This window comes from Micromonospora psammae, from assembly GCF_036902725.1.
GTDB lineage: Bacteria > Actinomycetota > Actinomycetes > Mycobacteriales > Micromonosporaceae > Micromonospora.
Genome location: NZ_JBAKHM010000002.1, coordinates 385,844 through 401,936 on the forward strand (window position 1 = coordinate 385,844; position 16,093 = coordinate 401,936).

Here is a 16,093-nt window from a genome sequence, read left to right on the forward strand (position 1 = left end):
CCTCAGTCGGGGCCGGGCAGCCGGGCGGCGCGGGCGTACAGGTAACGCTGCTGCGGCAGGTTCATCGACCGCTGCGCCGCCTGCTCGTACGCCGCCCGCGCCGCGGCCGGCTCGCCGGCGAACTCCAGCAGGTGCGCGCGGGCGGCGGGCAGCCGGGGACCGTCGGCGATGCGTGGGTCGGCGGCCAGCCCGTCGAGCAGCGCCAGCCCGGCCGGGGCGCCCCGGGCCATCGCCACGGCCACGGCGTGGTTGAGCGCCACCACCGGGTTGTCGGAGATGCGCATCAGCAACCCGTACAGCGCCTCGATCTGCGGCCAGTCGGTCTGCTCGACGTCGGCCGCCTCGTCGTGCACCGCGGCGATCGCGGCCTGGAGCTGGTACGGCCCGACGTCCCCGCGCGGCAGCACCGAGCTGACCAGCGCCACGCCCTCGGCGATCTGGTCGGCCCGCCAGCGGCTGCGGTCCTGCTCGGCCATCGGCACCAGCTCGCCGCCCGGCCCCACCCGCGCCGGACCGCGGGCGTCGGTGAGCAGCATCAACGCCAACAGCCCGGTCACCTCGGGGTCGTCGGGGAGCAGCCGGTGCAGCAGCCGGGTCAGCCGGATCGCCTCGGTGGTGAGGTCCACCCGACGCAGTCGTGGTCCGGCGGTGCTGGCGTACCCCTCGTTGAAGATCAGGTAGAGCACGTGCCGCACCGCGTCCAGGCGGGTGTGCCGGTCCGCGCCGGTGGGCGGGGCGAACGGCGCGCCGCTGTCCCGGATGCGCTGCTTGGCGCGGGTGATCCGCCGGGTCATGGTGGCCTCGGGCACCAGGAACGCCCGGGCCACCTCGGCGGTGCTCAACCCGCCGACCGCGCGAAGGGTCAGCGCGATCTGCGCCGCCGGTGGCAGCGCCGGGTGGCAGCAGAGAAAAAGCAGTACCAGGCTGTCGTCGTCCGGGTCGCGCCGGTCGGCCGGGGCGGCGAGCCACCCGTCGGCCGGGAGCGCGCGGGCCACCTCGTCCTCGCGGCGCCGGCGGGCCTGCTCGGCGCGGAGCAGGTCGGTGAGCCGCCGCGCGGCCACCGCGATCAGCCAGCCCCGCGGATGGTTCGGCAGGCCCTCGGCCGGCCAGCGCGTCGCGGCGGCCAGCAGCGCCTCCTGGACGGCGTCCTCGGCGCTGTCGAAGTGCCCGTAGCGGCGGACCACCGCCCCGAGGACCTGCGGCGCGAGGGTGCGCAGCAGGTCCTCCACGGCGGGCGGGGTCAGTGCAGGTCCTCGATGCCGTCGGCGACCGGGCGGACGTCCACGTAGGCACCCCCGGCGTCGGGGTCGACGAACCGCGCGGCGATCCGGGTGGCCCGGTCGAAGCTGTCGCAGTCGACGATCGTAAACCCGGCGAGCACCTCCTGCGTCTCCGGGTACGGCCCGTCGGTGACCACCGGCGCGCCCTGGCGCAGCCGGATGCGCCGGGCGTGCACCGGCGCGGTGAGCCCGTGGGCGTCGACCAGTTCGCCGGACTCGGCCAGCTCCTGGTGCACCGCCTCCATGTGGGCGTGCATCGCCGCGACCTGTTCCGGTGACATCGGCGGCGGGTCGTCGCCGGGGCGGCCGGCCATCGCGTCGTAGTCCCGCTGCGAGCCGTACAACATGATCATGTATTTCACGCCTGACTCCTCTCGGCCGGCCCGGACGGGCCGTGCACCGGGGACGTCGGAACCGGCGGGCCGATCCGGACCGGCGGCAGCCCGAGAATAGGTGACGCTGAGCGCGCCGTGCCGGAGGCGAGCCGCGTCGCGCTCCCGGTCGCCGCAGCCGGCCCCGGGCGGGCAACCCGGCGGCCGGGCCGGTCGCCCGGTGGCTCGTGGGTCCTACCGTGGGCGCATGACGACGATGTGGACGGTGCTGACGGCGTTCGCGCTGCTCGCGGTGGCGGCGTTCGGCTGGGTGCTCTGGCGGGACCGCGCCCGTCGGGCCGCCGGCGAGGCCCGTGCGGCCGACCGGGCCGCCCGCGCCGACCAGCAGCGGTACGAGACCGGCCGGCACGCCAGCCAGGGTGAGATCTGGCAGCGCGACGACCGGACCTCCCCCGGCTGACGATCGCCGCCCCGCCGTGGCAGGACCGGGCCACATCGGCCGGGCGGTCGTGCCGGTCCTGCTCCGGGGGGAGCCGACCGTCACGCGTTCGGTCATGGTCACGGCCGCCTCCGCCCGGCATGATCGACCCAGGGCCGGGGTACTGCGACCGGCATCGGCGCGACGCCTGGGGAGGGCAACCGTGACGCAACGCTCTGGTGGGCAGCCGCGCGGGCGGCTGGCCGCCGCGCTGGTGGCGCTCGTGGTGGCCGCCGGCTGCGCGGTCGGCGTGGGGGAGAGCGGGCCGCGGGATTCCGGCGAACCCGCCCCCGGCCAGCCCCGGTCGGCGGCCACGCCCGACCCGCGAACCACCCGGGCGGACGGCACCACCAGCATCGAGGAGTTCAAGGGCGACATCGCCGCCGCGGTCCGCATCGCGGAGGGCTACTGGGCGGCCCAGTTCAAGGCCTCGGGGCAGTCGTTCCGCCCGATCCGCCGGATCGTGCCCTACCAGCGGGAGGGCGAGGTCTCCTGCGCCGGGCAGCCGCTGCCCCGCAACAACGCCGTCTACTGCTCGCGAGGCGACTTCATCGCGTACGACGTCAGGTGGTCCGTCGCCGCGTTCCGGCAGGTGGGCGACGCGTTCGTGTTCTACCTGCTCGGTCACGAGTACGCCCACGGCATCCAGGCGCGGCTGAACATCCGCAGCGAGTTCACCATCCAGCAGGAGCTCCAGGCCGACTGCATGGCCGGGGCGTACCTCGGCGACTCGGTGCGCTCCAAGAACCTCACGCTGGACGAGGGCGACCTCGACGAGTTCCGGGAGGGACTGCTCGCCGTCGGCGACGACCCGGACCAGCCGTGGTTCGCGGAGGGGTCGCACGGCACCGCCGAGCAGCGCAGCGACTCGTTCTTCCGCGGCTACGAGAACTCCCTGGACGCCTGCGGCCTCGGCTGACCCCCGACCTTTGTTGACCTGCGTCACCGCCGGCCGGGCCGCAGCGGACCGACGCCCGGCCGGTTGGCAGGATCTACAGCCGTCGTCCGACGGATGGAGGATCCGCTGAGCAGCCCACACCCCGCCGCCGTGCTCTTCGACATGGACGGCACCCTGGTCGACAGCGAGAAGCTGTGGGACGTCGCGCTGCGCGAACTCGCGGCCGAGTACGGGGGCAGCCTCTCCGACCCGGCCCGTCGCGCGATGATCGGTACCAGCATGGCCGCCTCGATGCGGATCCTGCACGACGACCTCGGCCAGCCCGAGCGGGACCCGGCGGTCAGCGCCGCCTGGATCAACGCACGGATCCTGGAGCTGTTCCGCACCGGCCTGCGTTGGCGGCCCGGTGCGCTCGCCCTGCTCGGCGCGGTACGCGCCGCCGGCATCCCGACCGCCCTGGTCACCTCCAGCGGCCGGCCGCTGGTCGAGGTCGCCCTGGACACCCTCGGGCGGGACAGCTTCGACGCGGTGGTCTGCGGTGACGAGGTCGACGCCGCCAAGCCGCACCCCGAGCCGTACCTCACCGCGGCCCGACTGCTGGGCGTGCCGATCGGGCGGTGCGTGGCGATCGAGGACTCGCCGACCGGGGTGGCCAGCGCGCTCGCCGCCGGCGCGGCGGTGCTGGCGGTGCCGGCGGAGGTGCCGATCGCGCCGACGGACGGCGTGCACCAGGTGGAGAGCCTGACCGGGGCGGACCTGGAGCTGCTCGCGGCGCTGCTGGGTGAGCCGCCCGCCTGACCCGGACCTGACGAGGGGGCCCCGCCGGACACGGCGGGGCCCCCTCGTCTTCGTCGATCAGTCGTGGGCGATGGCGCCGAGCACGTTGATCCGGGCCGCCCGGATCGCGGGCAGCACCGCGGCGATCACGCCGATCACCGCCGCCAGCCCGAGGAAGAGCGCCATCTGGCCCCAGGGCAGGACCAGGTCGGTGATGCCCTCGTCCTTCAGCGCCCGGACCACCGCGGCGCCGAGGCCGGTGCCGACCACCACGCCGAGCAGGGCACCGAAGATCGAGATCACCACCGCCTCGACGGTGATCATCCGCATGGTCTGCGCCCGGCGCAGCCCGATCGCCCGCAGCAGGCCCAGCTCCCGGGTCCGCTCCAGCACCGACAGCGCCAGGGTGTTGATGATGCCGAGGACCGCGATCACGATGGCCAGCGCCAGCAGGATCTGGATCATCCGCAGCGGGGTGTCCAGCTGGCTGGTCTGCTGCTTGATGAACGCGGCCCGGTCGGCCACCGACACCTCGGGGCTGTCCGCGAGCAGCGTCTCCACCTTCGGCTGCACGTCGGCCACCCGGGCGCCCGGGGCCAGCTGCACGAAGCCCTGGATCGGCTGCGGGATGGCGAAGTCCCGCACCGCCTGCGCCGGCAGCACCACCGGGTTGGTCAGCTGCGAACTCTCGTAGATCCCGCTGACCGTGTACGTCCGGGCCGCACCCCGGGACAGCTGCACCGTCACCGGGGAGCCGACCGTGAGGTTGCGGGACTTCGCCGTGTCGGAGCTGAGCAGCATCTGCTCCGGCCCGAGCCGACTGATGTCACCGGCGGTGGCCTTCGCCCCGAAGATCCGCTCCAGCGCGGCCACGTTGCTCGACGCGGCCACCCAGGTCCGGTCGCCGTTGACCACCGCCATGTCGCCGTACTCGCCGTCGACCAGCTGGACGCCCGGAATGGCGGCGGCCCGCTCCAGCACCGTCGGATCGAAGCTCGGCGGCCGCGGCCCGGTCTGCGACCCGGCGATCACCAGCTCCGCCTTGATCCGGTCCTCGGCCAGGGCGCTGATGCTGCCCTTGGCCGAGTCGAGGATCACCGTCACGCCGGTGACCAGGGCGATGCCGACCATCAGCGCCGCCGCGGTGATCGCGGTACGACGCGGGTTGCGCCCGGAGTTGAGCCGGCCCAGCTTGCCCGGCACCGACCAGGCGAAGATCGACCCGAGCAGGGCGACCACCGGCCGGCTGATCAGCGGCGTCAGCAGCGCCACGCCGATGAAGGCGAAGAGCACCCCACCGAGGATGACCGCCAGGGTGCTGCCCCCGGCGTTGCCGCTGAGCCCGAGGAAGAGCAGCGTCCCGCCGATCGCGGTGACGATCCCACCGGCCACCGTCACCTTGGTCAGCGGCCGGTCCGGCGTGGCCACGTCCTGCATCGCCGCGATCGGCGGGATCCGCGACGCCCGCAGCGCCGGCAGCAGCGCCGCCACCACCGTGATGAGCAGACCCACCGCGAAGGCGCCGATCACCGCCGCCGGCGGCACGCCGATCCCGGCCAGGCTGAGCCCACCCGCCAGCTTCCCGAACAGGTACGCCAGCAGCGCGCCCACCCCGATCCCGGCGGCGAGCCCCAGCACGGAGGCGATCAGGCCCACCATCACGGCCTCCAGCACCACCGAGCCGATGATCTGCCGGCCGCTGGCCCCGATGGCCCGCATCAGGGCCAGCTCCCGGGTGCGCTGGGCGACGATGATCGAGAAGGTGTTGAGGATCAGGAAGGTCCCCACCAGCAGCGCCACCGCGGCGAAGCCCAGCAGGACCTTGTTGAAGAAGGAGAGCCCCTCCTTCAGGCCCGCCGAGGCTTCCGCGGAGAGCTGCTCGCCGGTCTTGACCTCGTAGTCCGCGCCGAGCGCCCGGGCGATGTCGTCGCGGAGCCGCTCGTCGGTCACCCCGTCGGCGGTCTTGACCGTGATGCTGTTGAAGACGTCCCGCTCCCCGAGCATCAACTGCTGCGCCACGCCGGTGGTGAAGGCGACCTCGTTGACCCCGCCGATGGAATCCCGGTCACCGCTGTAACCGAAGACCCCCACCAGGGTGAACTCCTTCTTCGGCTGCAGGGTCAGCACACCGACCCGGTCGCCGACCTTGACCTTCGCGGCCTGCGCCAACGACGCGTTGACCACGATCTCGTCGTCGGCCTGCGGCCCCCGGCCCTCGCGGAGCCGGACCAGGTCGCTCTCGCCGAGCCAGTTCTCACCCAGCTGCGGCGGGCCGAACGAGGTGACCACCTTGCCGTTGCTGCCGATCAGCCGCGCGCCGTCGGTGGCGACGACCCCGGTGACCTCGGTGGCCCCGGGCACGGCGCGGACCTTCTCCAGCGTCGCGGCGGGAATCGGCACCGCCACCTGCTCGCCCTCGGCCTCGCTCAGCGCGACCTTCGGCTTGCCGGCCACGTTGACGTCGATGCCCTCGTACGCGTCGGCGAAGACCGCGTCGAACGACCGCCCCAGGGTGTCGGTGAGCACGAAGGCGCCGGAGACGAACATGACCCCCAGCACCACGGCCAGGCCGGAGAGGATCAGGCGCACCTTGCGCGCCAGCAGACTCTTCAGTGTTGCCCGGAACATCAGTTGCCCACCTCGGCGGCGGGCGTGTCCAGCTTCTTCATGGTGTCCAGCACCGTGTCGGCGGTCGGCTCGATCAGCTCCGAGACGATCTGCCCGTCGGCGAGGAAGATGACCCGGTCGGCGTACGCGGCGGCGGTCGGGTCGTGGGTGACCATGACGATCGTCTGGCCGTGCTCGCGCACCGAGTTGCGCAGGAAGTTCAGCACCTCTGCGCCGGAGCGGGAGTCCAGGTTGCCGGTCGGCTCGTCGGCGAAGATCACCTCGGGGCGGGCGACCAGGGCCCGCGCGCAGGCGACCCGCTGCTGCTGGCCGCCGGAGAGCTGGGCCGGGCGGTGGCCCAGCCGGTCCCGCAGCCCCACCGTGTCGATCACCGTGTCGTACCAGGCCGGGTCGGGCTTGCGACCGGCGATCGACAGCGGCAGGAGGATGTTCTCCTGCGCGGTCAGCGTGGGCAGCAGGTTGAACTGCTGGAAGATGAAGCCCACCTTGTCCCGGCGCAGCTTCGTCAGGCCCGAGTCGCCGAGCCCGGTCACCGTGGTGTCGCCGATCGCGACGGTGCCCCGGGTGACCGAGTCCAACCCCGCCAGGCAGTGCATCAGCGTCGACTTGCCCGAGCCCGACGGGCCCATGATCGCGGTGAACCGGCCCCGTTCGAACTCCGCGCTGACCCCCCGCAGCGCCGAGACCTGGGCCTCGCCGCTGCCGTACACCTTCCACACGTCGTTCGCCCGGGCCGCGGCCTGCGCCTGCCGGCCTACCGTCGCGGTCAATTCATCTACCTCTTCCGTCTGACTACGTATCCCCATCGCCCCCGCTGGTCGGTGGGGCTGATCCCAATCCTCTGTGCCGTCCGGGCGGGATCCGTCCGACTCCGGGCGGAGACGGGGCGGATTTCCCGCTGCGGGTCGGCCCGGAGCCGGGCTCAGGGTTGTCCCTGAGCCGGCGACCCGTCGACCGTGTTTCCAGGCCCCGGGACGACGTCGGAGCCGACGCTAGGACCTCACGCCACGTGATGGTCAACCGCGCCGCACCGTCTCCGGTCACGGTAGGTCACCACGGCAACGGCGCCGCCGTCCCGCCGGCGACCCCTCGGGTACGGCCCGGGACGCGCCGCCTCACACCTTCGGACGGACCAGGCCGGACTCGTAGGCCAGCACCACCGCCTGCACCCGGTCGCGCAGCCTCAGCTTGGTCAGGACGTGCCCGACGTGCGTCTTGATGGTGGTCTCGCTGACCGACAACTCGGCGGCGATCTCCGCGTTCGACAGGCCGCGGGCGACCTGCACGAGCACCTCCCGCTCCCGCTCGGTCAGCGCGCTCAACGCCTTCGGCGGGGTGGCCGCGGGATCGGGAAGCATCTCGGCGAAGCGGTCCAGCAGCCGCCGGAGGATCCGCGGCGCGACCACCGCCTCACCGGCGGCGACCGTGCGGATCGCGGTGACCAGGTCCTCCGCCGGCACGTCCTTGGACAGGAAGCCGCTGGCCCCGGCGCGCAGCGCCCCCACCACGTACTCGTCGAGGTCGAAGGTGGTGAGGATGAGCACCCGGACGGGCAGCCGGGCGGCCACGATCGCCCGGGTGGCCGCCACCCCGTCCATGCGGGGCATCCGGATGTCCATCAGCACCACGTCCGGCAGCAGCCGGCGGGCCAGCTCCACCGCCTCCTGGCCGTCCCCGGCCTCCGCCACGATGTCCAGGTCCTCCTCGGTGCCTAGCACCATCCGGAAGCCGGTACGCAGCAACGGCTGGTCGTCGACGAGCAGGATCCGCACCGGCCGCACGGGCCGCACCGCCGCCGCGCCGTCGCTCATCTGGTCTCCCTGTCGTGCTGGCCCGCCCGGATCGGCGGGGCCCGCCGCCCGGTCACCCGGACACCGCCCCGACCGGCTCCACCGAGATCCTCGCGTACACCCGGAAGTCGCCGCCGGGGCGCGGCCCGATCCGTAGGGTCCCACCGTAGAGGCCCACCCGTTCCCGCATACCGACCAGCCCGTGCCCGATCCGGTCGGGCCCCGGCCCCGGACCGCGCCCGGTGTCCGTGACCTCACCGCCAGGACGCCGGACTCCGTGCCGATCCGGACCAGCGCCGGGCGGTGGATTCAAGTGTCAAGAAGCGCACGGTCGTGGGCGGCTTGAGCGAGCGCGGCGATCAGGGCCGTGTGTGCGGCTGTACGCCACACCAGAGCCCAGGAACAGGTCGGGGCATCACGTACCGGTAGGTAGGTGATACCCGGCCAGGGGTAGTACCGGGAGGCTTCCACCTGTACCGGTTGCACCACGGCGCCGGCCGCCACGACGGTGAGGACCTCCTGCCAGGTGCTGACTGCGGGTCCGCGCCGCACCTCCCGGCCGGCCGGTGTGTGAAACGGCACGATCGCCTCCTCCCAGTACCGCGGAATGGGGGTGGCGGGGTGGGCGACGAGGTAGTCGCCCAGGTCCTCCATGGTGGCCTCGCCTCGACGGGCGAGCGGATGGCTGTCGGCGACCATGAACATGATCGGGTCCGCGCGCAGGACCGGTCCGACGGTCAGGTCCGGTTCGTTGACCGGCGTCCACAGCAGCGCGACGTCGACCTGGCCGGTGCGTAACGGAGTGAACGGGTCAGCGACGTGCACTTCGCGAAACCGCAGTTCGCAGCGCGGGTGCCGAGCGCGGAACAGGCTGGTGACATCGGTGATGGCCTGGGCCAGCGCACCCATGGTGCCCAACGTGAGCGTCCCTTCCATGCCCCGCGCCGTGTCGGCGGCGGTCTCGATCGCGGTGAGGATGCCCTGGTAGCTGACGGCAAGATCGTCACGTAGCCGGGCGCCGATCGGGGTCAGCGTCACTCGGCGGCTGGTGCGCTCGAACAGGGCGGCACCCACCCGGCGCTCCTGCTTCGCTATCGACTGACTGACCCGGGCCTGGGACAGGTGCATCCGCGCGGCGGTGCGCCCGAAGTGCAGCTCCTCGGCCAGCGTCAGGAAGATCTCGATGTCACGCAGTTCCACAGCGCTCTCCTGTGTCCGACGGCCAGACAATGCCCACCGATAACCCAGCGATTATCGAGCCTTTCTGGATCTTGGGTTGTTGCGGGCCTGCGCCCGGGTGATGGTGATCAGCGAACCGTACGACCGGTTCCGTGACCCGATCAAGGACCTCCAGAAGCGGACGTCGCATCCGCCGGCTCGCGTGCCCTGTCTCGGCCGCGCGGCCCACCGCAGGCTCCCTGGCCCGTGTCTCGTCCACCCAGAGAAGGAGCGCGATGCGCCACCGCAAACTCGTCTACTACGTCGCGTCGACCCTCGACGGCTACATCGCCGGCCCTGAGGGGCAGTACGACAGCTTCCTCCACGAGGGCGATCACATGTCGGCGCTCGCGGCGGAGCTCCCGGAGACGATTCCGGTGCACCTCCGGGAACACTTCGGGCTGGTCGACAGCGCGAACCGGCGGTTCGACACGGTGGTGATGGGCCGTGGCACCTACGAGCCGACGCTGAGCGTAGGCACCACCAGCTCGTACCCGCACCTGCGCCAATACGTCGTGTCCCGGTCGCTGACCATCGACGACCCGACGGTGCGGGTCGTCGCGGAAAACCCGGTCGGCCTGGTCCGCCAGCTCAAACAGGAAGACGGCACGGACATCTGGCTGTGCGGCGGCGGTCACCTCGCGGGCCAACTGCTCGGCGAGATCGACGAGCTGATCATCAAACGGCACCCGATCGTCGCCGGCGCGGGGATCCCGCTGTTCACCGGCCGGTACCAGCCGACCCGGTTCACCCCCGCCGCGATCCGGGAGTTCGACAGCGGGGTCACCGTCCTGACCTACACCGCTCAGGCATGACAAGGAGCACGCGCGTGCAGATCACCGCAACCACCCTCTCCCTCACCGTCGACAAGGTGGCGGAATCGAGCGCCTTCTTCACCACCCACCTCGGGTTCACCGAGCGCATGGCCGCCGACGGTTTCGCCTCCCTCGGTCACCCCGACGCGGCCGTCGACATCGTGCTCCTGAGTCGCGGGACGCACGTGCTGCCCGAAGGGTTCCGCGACCAGCACGCCAGCGGAGTCATCGTCGCCTTCACCGTCACCGACCTTGCCGCCGAGGAGAGTCGCCTCCGTGCGGCAGGAGTCCCCATCACCATGCCGCTACGGGAAGAGCCGTGGGGAGAACGCCTGTTCCAGGTCACCGACCCGAGCGGTGTCACCGTCCAGTTCGTCGAGTGGTCGTCCCCCAGCCCGCAACAGCAGGAGTCCTGACATGAGCGGCAACACCATGACCCTGGTCCTGGGTGGGACCGGCAAGACCGGCCGTCGGATCGTCGATCGGCTGACCGCGCACGGGGTGCCGGTGCGGGTTGGCTCCCGCGCCGGCGCGCCCCCGTTCGACTGGGCGGACCGGGCCACGTGGGCCGCCGTGCTGTCGGACGTCGACGCGGTGTACGTCTCCTACTTTCCGGATCTCGCGGTCGCCGGCGCGACCGACGACATCCGGGCCTTCACCGAGCTCGCGGTGTCGACCGGGGTCCGGCGCCTTGTCCTGCTCTCCGGCCGGGGTGAGGAGGAGGCGCAAGCCTCCGAGAAGGTGGTTCAGGACGCCGGAGCCGAATGGACCATCATCCGGGCGAGTTGGTTCAGCCAGAACTTCAGCGAGAGCTATCTGCTGGAGCCGGTGCTGGCCGGCGAGGTCGTCCTACCTACCACGGGGGTGGCCGAACCCTTCGTCGACGCCGACGACATCGCCGACGTCGCGGTCGCGGCGCTCACCGAGACGGGGCACGCCAGTCAGGTGTACGAGTTGACCGGGCCACGCCTGCTGACCTTCGCGGACGCGGTCGGGGAGATCGCCGCCGCAACCGGGCGCCCGATTCGGTTCGTGCCGGTCAGCGCGACGGACTACGCTGCCGCGCTGACCTCGGCCGGTGTGCCCGGCGACGTCGTCTCGTTCCTGACGTACCTGTTCACCACGGTGCTCGACGGACGCAACGCCCAGCTTGCTGACGGAGTGCAGCGGGCTCTGGGCAGACCACCTCGCGACTTCGCCGACTACTGCCGGGACGTCGCGGCCAGCGGGCTCTGGACCGGCTGAGTCCGTGCCGCTCCACCGCCGGTCCCGGCGTCGGCGGCGGGCTGGCGCCGGCTGCCCCAGCACGCTGGGGCAGCCGGCCGTCACCATCCAGGGCAGCCGCCGAAGCAGCACGACCGGTTCCACCCTTGGTGCCTGCGCCGGCGGTGGCGGGTCACCCGTGGCGCGGGTCGGCACGGCGGTGGGTCACTCGTCGGCGCCGGGGGCGGCGGGACCGGAGCGGGCGTCGCGCAGCGGGTCGGCCGACGCCGAGCGGTCCGGGAACGGCGGCGGGGTTCCGCCGAAGCTGGGGCAGTGCGCCTGGTGGCTGCACCAGTCGCAGAGCCGGCTCGGCCGGGGACGGAAATCCTGCCGCTGGGTGGCCTGCTCGATCGCCTGCCAGAGCGCCACCACGGTGCGCTCGAAGCGCAGCAGCTCCTCGGCGTCCGGGGAGTAGTCCAGAACCTCGGCGTCCTTGAGGTAGAGCAGCCGCAGCACCCGCGGCACCACGCCCCTGGTCCGCCAGAGCACCAGCGCGTAGAACTTCAGCTGGAACAGCGCCCGGGCCTCGAACGCCTCCCGCGGGGCGCCGCCGGTCTTGTAGTCGACCACCCGCAGCGCGCCGTCCGGCGCGACGTCGAGCCGGTCGAGGTAGCCCCGGATGAGCAGCTGCTCGTCGACGACCGCGGAGATCAGGCTCTCCCGCTCGGCCGGCTCCAGCCGCCGCGGGTCCTCCACCGCGAAGTAGCCCTCCAGCAACGCCGCGGCGGACCGCAGGAATTCGGCGGTGCCGGCCTCATCGGCCGGGTCGAACAGGGCCGCCAGCTCCGGCTGCTCGGTGACCAGCCGGTCCCACTGCGGGGCGACCAGCGCGCCGGCCGCGTCCGGGGTGCGCCCGGTCGCCGGCAGGTCGAACAGCCGCTCCAGCACGGCGTGCACCAGGGTGCCCCGGGCCTGCTCCACGCTGGGCCGCTCGGGCAGCCGGTCGATGCTGCGGAAGCGGTAGAGCAGCGGGCAGGTCTTGAAGTCCGCCGCCCGGGACGGCGACAGCGACGCCCGGACGGTGGCGGGCAGCGCCGCCGCCGCGGGAGGGGCCTGCTGGTCGATCACCGGTTCCGCCGTCATGCCCCGAAGGTTAGGCCACCGGTGTGACAGGGTCGTGATCGGCGCTCCAGGGCATGATCGGCACGGCGTAGCATCGGCCCGGTGAACTCCCGCACCCGTACGCGGCACCGGCCCGGGCGACGTCCCGGCCTCACCGTGGGCCGGGTGTTCGGGGTGCCGGTGCACCTCAACGTGTCGATGCTGCTGCTGACCCTCCTGGTCACCGTGTCGTACGCGGAGTTCGCCCGCCGGCAGCTCGACCTGCCCCAGCTCGGCGGCTACCTGATCGGTGCCGGCTTCGTCGTGTCGCTGCTCGGTTCGGTGCTGCTGCACGAGCTGGGCCACGCGCTGACCGCGCGCCGCCACGGCATCGGTGTGCGCGGGATCACCCTGGAACTGCTCGGCGGCTACACCGAGATGGAGTCCGACGCGCCCACCCCCCGGGTCGAGTTGCAGGTCTCGCTGGCCGGGCCGGCGGTCTCTGCCGTGCTCGGCGTGCTCGCCGTCGGCGCCACCCTGGCCCTGCCCGACCGCACCCTGGCCCACCAGCTCGCCCTCCAACTGGCGCTGAGCAACGTCATCGTCGCGCTGTTCAACCTGCTGCCCGGGCTGCCGCTGGACGGGGGCCGGGCGCTGCGGGCCCTGGTCTGGGGGATCAGCCGGGACCGGCACCGCGGCACCGAGGTCGCCGGCTGGGCGGGACGCGCCGTCGCCGTGGGCACCGCCGCGCTGGCCGTGGCGCTCACCGTCGAACGGGTCCTCATCCCGCTGGCGCTGCCGCTCTTCCTGCTGGTCGCCGTGACCATGTGGCGCGGTGCCGGCCAGTCCATCCGCTACGCCCGGATCAGCCGCCGCTTCCCGCTGGTGGACCTGCGCCGGCTGGCCCGCCCGATCGTCGCGGTGCCCGCCGGCACCCCGCTGGCCGAGGCGCAGCGTCGCGGCGCCGGGCAGGGGCCGCCGGACGCGGCCGTCACCGTGGTCGACGGCGCCGGCCGGCCGGTCGCCCTCGTCGACCCGGTCCGGGCGGAGCGGGTGCCCGCCGAACGCCGGCCCTGGGTGGCGGTGGACACCGTCGCCCGGCCCCTGAGCGAGCTGCCCACCCTCGCCGTCGAGCTCGACGGCGAGCGGGTGGTGGAGGCCGTGCAGACCCACCCGGGCGCACAGTACGTCGTGACCGCAGGCGAAGATGTCATCGGCGTTCTGCACATCGGGGATCTCGCGCAGGTCCTCGAACCCACACGGAAGTTGAACAAGTGACCGCAGCACATCCCTCCGCCGTTCCGGCCGACCCCGGCACACCGGTGCCCGCCGCCATCCCGGAGCTGCCTCCGGTGCACCGGGGGCCGTTCCGCCCTGGCGACCGGGTGCAGCTGACCGACCCCAAGGGGCGGATGCACACGGTCGTCCTGGAGCCCGGCAAGGAGTTCCACACCCACCGCGGCATCCTGCAGCACGACGCGCTGATCGGGCAGCCCGACGGTAGCGTGGTCACCACCTCCGGCGGCGGCACGGCGTTCCTCGCGCTGCGGCCGCTGCTGTCGGACTACGTGCTCTCCATGCCCCGCGGCGCGCAGGTGATCTACCCGAAGGACTCGGCGCAGATCGTCGCGATGGGCGACATCTTCCCCGGTGCGAAGGTGCTGGAGGCCGGCGCCGGCTCGGGCGCGCTCAGCTGTTCCCTGCTGCGCGCCGTCGGCACCGGCGGCGAGCTGCACTCCTACGAGGTGCGCGACGACTTCGCGCAGATCGCCAAGCGGAACGTGGAGGCGTTCTTCGGCGCCCCGCACCCGGCCTGGAAGCTGCACGTCGGCGACGTCGCCGACTGCCCGGAGACCGGCTTCGACCGGATCATCCTGGACATGCTCACCCCCTGGGAGACCCTCGACATGGTCGAGCGGGCGTTGCTGCCCGGTGGGGTCTTCATCGGGTACGTGGCCACCACCCCGCAGCTGTCCGAGCTGGTGGAGGCGCTGCGCGAGCGGGGCGGCTGGACCGAGCCGCGGGCCTGGGAGTCGCTGGTGCGCGACTGGCACGCCGAGGGCCTCGCGGTCCGCCCGGACCACCGGATGATCGCGCACACCGCGTTCCTGGTCTCCGCGCGTAAGCTCGCCCCGGGCGTCACCGCGCCGCCGCGGCGCCGCAAGCCCAGCAAGGGCGCCGAGGCGTACGCGGAGCGCAAGCAGGCGCTGCGCGAGGCGGCGGCGGCCCGCGAGGCCGCGGCAGCCCGAGCCGCCGAGGTGGAACCGACCGCGGTGGGCGGAACGGACGCGTCGTGACGGGGGAGCGGGGCGGCTGGGAGTGAACGGGCGGATTCCGCCGGCCGGTGCGGGTCGGCGGCGCGACCTGGGGGAGAGGGCATGAGTCGGCCGGGTTTCGGCGGCGGCGGTGGCGGCGACCTGCCGGCCGTGTTCCCGGACTGGTCGCCCTACCAGGACCTCGAATCGGCCGCGCGGGCCTACCTGCGCGACCCGGACGTCGCCCTGGAGGCGCTCGGCGGGGTGCTGCGCGGCGCCTCGGTGCTCGGGTTCACCCTGGAACGCTTCGTCAACGAGGTGAACGGGGTCTGGCAGGAGGTCGTCGTCTGCGACGGCAGCCGGCTGGTGCTCTGGCACGGTGAGGACGTGCCGCCGGGGGAGGGGCCGCCCGGGGCGATGACCTCGTCGCTGCGGGTGGTGCCGGTCTCCACGGTCACCGAGGTCGGCTGCCGGCGGCGGCTGACCCGCGCCGACAACGGCGAGATCCGGGTCGACAGCATCGACGTGTACCTGCTGCTCACCTCACTGGACGAGGCGCCACCCGGCGACGAGGTCGTCGGCGCGCCCCGGCACGACGCGCTGCGCTTCGGCAAGACCCTCGACGACGGCGGGGCGGGGCAGATCGCCCGGCTGGAGGAGTTCGCCCGGCTGGTCGCGTCGGTGGTCGGCCGCCCGATGCTCTGAGCGGCCGCGACACGTGGTGCGGGCCGTGGACGACGTCGTCGTCCGCGGCCCTGTCGTCGGTCGTCGCCGTGGTTCGTCGCCCCCGTGCGTCGTCGCGGCCGGCGGCTCGGTCCTCGGCCGGGACGGCTCAGTCCTCGGCCGGGACGGCTCAGTCCTCGGCCGGGACGGCTCAGTCCTCGGCCGGGACGGCTCGGTCCTCGGCCGGGACGGCTCAGTCCTCCTCGGCCTCCGGGCCGGCCACCTCGACGCCGTCGCTGCCACGCACCACGTGGATGCACTCGCCCGGGCACTCCTTCGCGGAGTCGATCACCTCGAGACGCAGGTGCTCGGGCACGTCGACCCGGCTGCCCGGGGCGAGCAGCAGCTCGCCGTCGGCGCCCTTGACGTACGCCAGGCCGTCGACGTCGAACTCGAAGACCTCCGGCGCGTACTGCACGCAGAGCCCGTCGCCGGTGCAGAGCTCCTGGTCCACCCAGACCTGCAGCTGGTCGGTCGCGACCTCGGCCACCGGTGCACCCCCCATGTTCTCCCGTCCCACGCCCCGACGGTACCCGAACGCCGGTACCCGCCCCGGAGGCGGCCCTTTGCGATCAAGGTTCGGTGACGAGGGCGT

At 73.2% G+C, this 16,093-nt stretch carries 17 protein-coding genes; 9 read left to right on the forward strand and 8 right to left on the reverse strand.

Going from position 1 to position 16,093, the window contains the following annotated elements:
- Window positions 1–2: 2 nt before the first annotated feature.
- Both V6U79_RS05150 and V6U79_RS05155 read right to left on the reverse strand, forming a co-directional pair.
- Window positions 3–1,229, reverse strand: a complete 1,227-nt coding sequence (locus V6U79_RS05150) for an RNA polymerase sigma factor (protein WP_334613650.1) — start codon at window positions 1,227–1,229, stop codon at window positions 3–5.
- Between the two features lie 11 nt (window positions 1,230–1,240).
- Window positions 1,241–1,633: a YciI family protein gene (locus V6U79_RS05155; RefSeq protein ID WP_334613842.1), complete on the reverse strand. Its 393-nt coding sequence runs from the start codon at window positions 1,631–1,633 to the stop codon at window positions 1,241–1,243.
- A gap of 226 nt (window positions 1,634–1,859) precedes the next feature.
- On the opposite strand from V6U79_RS05155, the gene V6U79_RS05160 reads away from it, so the two are divergent.
- The 3 genes from V6U79_RS05160 (at window position 1,860) to V6U79_RS05170 (ending at window position 3,786) form a co-directional block, all read left to right on the forward strand.
- Entirely contained in the window at window positions 1,860–2,072 is a 213-nt protein-coding gene (locus V6U79_RS05160) for a hypothetical protein (RefSeq protein WP_334613652.1), read from the forward strand.
- Between the two features lie 181 nt (window positions 2,073–2,253).
- Entirely contained in the window at window positions 2,254–3,009 is a 756-nt protein-coding gene (locus V6U79_RS05165; protein ID WP_334532439.1) for a neutral zinc metallopeptidase, read from the forward strand.
- Between the two features lie 129 nt (window positions 3,010–3,138).
- The gene (locus V6U79_RS05170; protein ID WP_334613843.1) at window positions 3,139–3,786 is read left to right on the forward strand and encodes an HAD family hydrolase; all 648 of its coding nucleotides are present in this window, start codon (window positions 3,139–3,141) and stop codon (window positions 3,784–3,786) included.
- Between the two features lie 57 nt (window positions 3,787–3,843).
- Here the strand turns inward: V6U79_RS05170 and V6U79_RS05175 are convergent, their stop codons facing one another.
- From V6U79_RS05175 to V6U79_RS05190, 4 genes are all read right to left on the reverse strand, one after another.
- The gene (locus V6U79_RS05175) at window positions 3,844–6,393 is read right to left on the reverse strand and encodes an ABC transporter permease (RefSeq protein ID WP_334613654.1); all 2,550 of its coding nucleotides are present in this window, start codon (window positions 6,391–6,393) and stop codon (window positions 3,844–3,846) included.
- Window positions 6,393–7,163 (reverse strand): ABC transporter ATP-binding protein, encoded by a 771-nt coding sequence (locus V6U79_RS05180; protein ID WP_334532420.1) that lies wholly within the window; start codon window positions 7,161–7,163, stop codon window positions 6,393–6,395. Before V6U79_RS05180 ends, V6U79_RS05175 begins: the two co-directional genes overlap by 1 nt.
- Window positions 7,164–7,508: 345 nt before the next feature.
- Entirely contained in the window at window positions 7,509–8,204 is a 696-nt protein-coding gene (locus V6U79_RS05185; protein WP_334532417.1) for a response regulator, read from the reverse strand.
- Window positions 8,205–8,492: 288 nt separating this feature from the next.
- Window positions 8,493–9,383 carry a LysR family transcriptional regulator gene (locus tag V6U79_RS05190; protein ID WP_334613656.1) on the reverse strand — a complete coding sequence of 297 codons (891 nt, stop codon included), beginning with the start codon at window positions 9,381–9,383 and terminating at the stop codon, window positions 8,493–8,495.
- A 254-nt stretch (window positions 9,384–9,637) separates the two neighbouring features.
- Between V6U79_RS05190 and V6U79_RS05195 the strand changes: the two genes are divergently transcribed.
- Genes V6U79_RS05195 through V6U79_RS05205 form a run of 3 tightly spaced genes read left to right on the forward strand, consistent with a single transcriptional unit; the run spans window position 9,638 to window position 11,461 of the window.
- The gene (locus V6U79_RS05195) at window positions 9,638–10,216 is read left to right on the forward strand and encodes a dihydrofolate reductase family protein (protein ID WP_334613658.1); all 579 of its coding nucleotides are present in this window, start codon (window positions 9,638–9,640) and stop codon (window positions 10,214–10,216) included.
- A 14-nt stretch (window positions 10,217–10,230) separates the two neighbouring features.
- Window positions 10,231–10,632, forward strand: a complete 402-nt coding sequence (locus V6U79_RS05200; protein WP_334532408.1) for a VOC family protein — start codon at window positions 10,231–10,233, stop codon at window positions 10,630–10,632.
- Window position 10,633: 1 nt separating this feature from the next.
- Window positions 10,634–11,461 carry an NAD(P)H-binding protein gene (locus tag V6U79_RS05205; RefSeq protein WP_334613661.1) on the forward strand — a complete coding sequence of 276 codons (828 nt, stop codon included), beginning with the start codon at window positions 10,634–10,636 and terminating at the stop codon, window positions 11,459–11,461.
- Window positions 11,462–11,644: 183 nt separating this feature from the next.
- On the opposite strand, the gene V6U79_RS05210 is transcribed toward V6U79_RS05205, so the two are convergent.
- Window positions 11,645–12,562 (reverse strand): RecB family exonuclease, encoded by a 918-nt coding sequence (locus V6U79_RS05210; protein WP_334532403.1) that lies wholly within the window; start codon window positions 12,560–12,562, stop codon window positions 11,645–11,647.
- Between the two features lie 177 nt (window positions 12,563–12,739).
- On the opposite strand from V6U79_RS05210, the gene V6U79_RS05215 reads away from it, so the two are divergent.
- From V6U79_RS05215 to V6U79_RS05225, 3 genes are all read left to right on the forward strand, one after another.
- Complete coding sequence (locus V6U79_RS05215) at window positions 12,740–13,798, forward strand: site-2 protease family protein (RefSeq protein WP_334613844.1); 1,059 nt, start codon at window positions 12,740–12,742, stop codon at window positions 13,796–13,798.
- A gap of 44 nt (window positions 13,799–13,842) precedes the next feature.
- Window positions 13,843–14,817, forward strand: coding sequence for a tRNA (adenine-N1)-methyltransferase (locus V6U79_RS05220; RefSeq protein ID WP_334532432.1), 975 nt, complete (start codon window positions 13,843–13,845; stop codon window positions 14,815–14,817).
- Window positions 14,818–14,898: 81 nt separating this feature from the next.
- Window positions 14,899–15,480, forward strand: a complete 582-nt coding sequence (locus tag V6U79_RS05225; protein ID WP_334532401.1) for a hypothetical protein — start codon at window positions 14,899–14,901, stop codon at window positions 15,478–15,480.
- Window positions 15,481–15,691: 211 nt separating this feature from the next.
- Here the strand turns inward: V6U79_RS05225 and V6U79_RS05230 are convergent, their stop codons facing one another.
- The gene (locus V6U79_RS05230) at window positions 15,692–15,988 is read right to left on the reverse strand and encodes a ferredoxin (protein WP_334532430.1); all 297 of its coding nucleotides are present in this window, start codon (window positions 15,986–15,988) and stop codon (window positions 15,692–15,694) included.
- Window positions 15,989–16,093 lie beyond the last annotated feature (105 nt).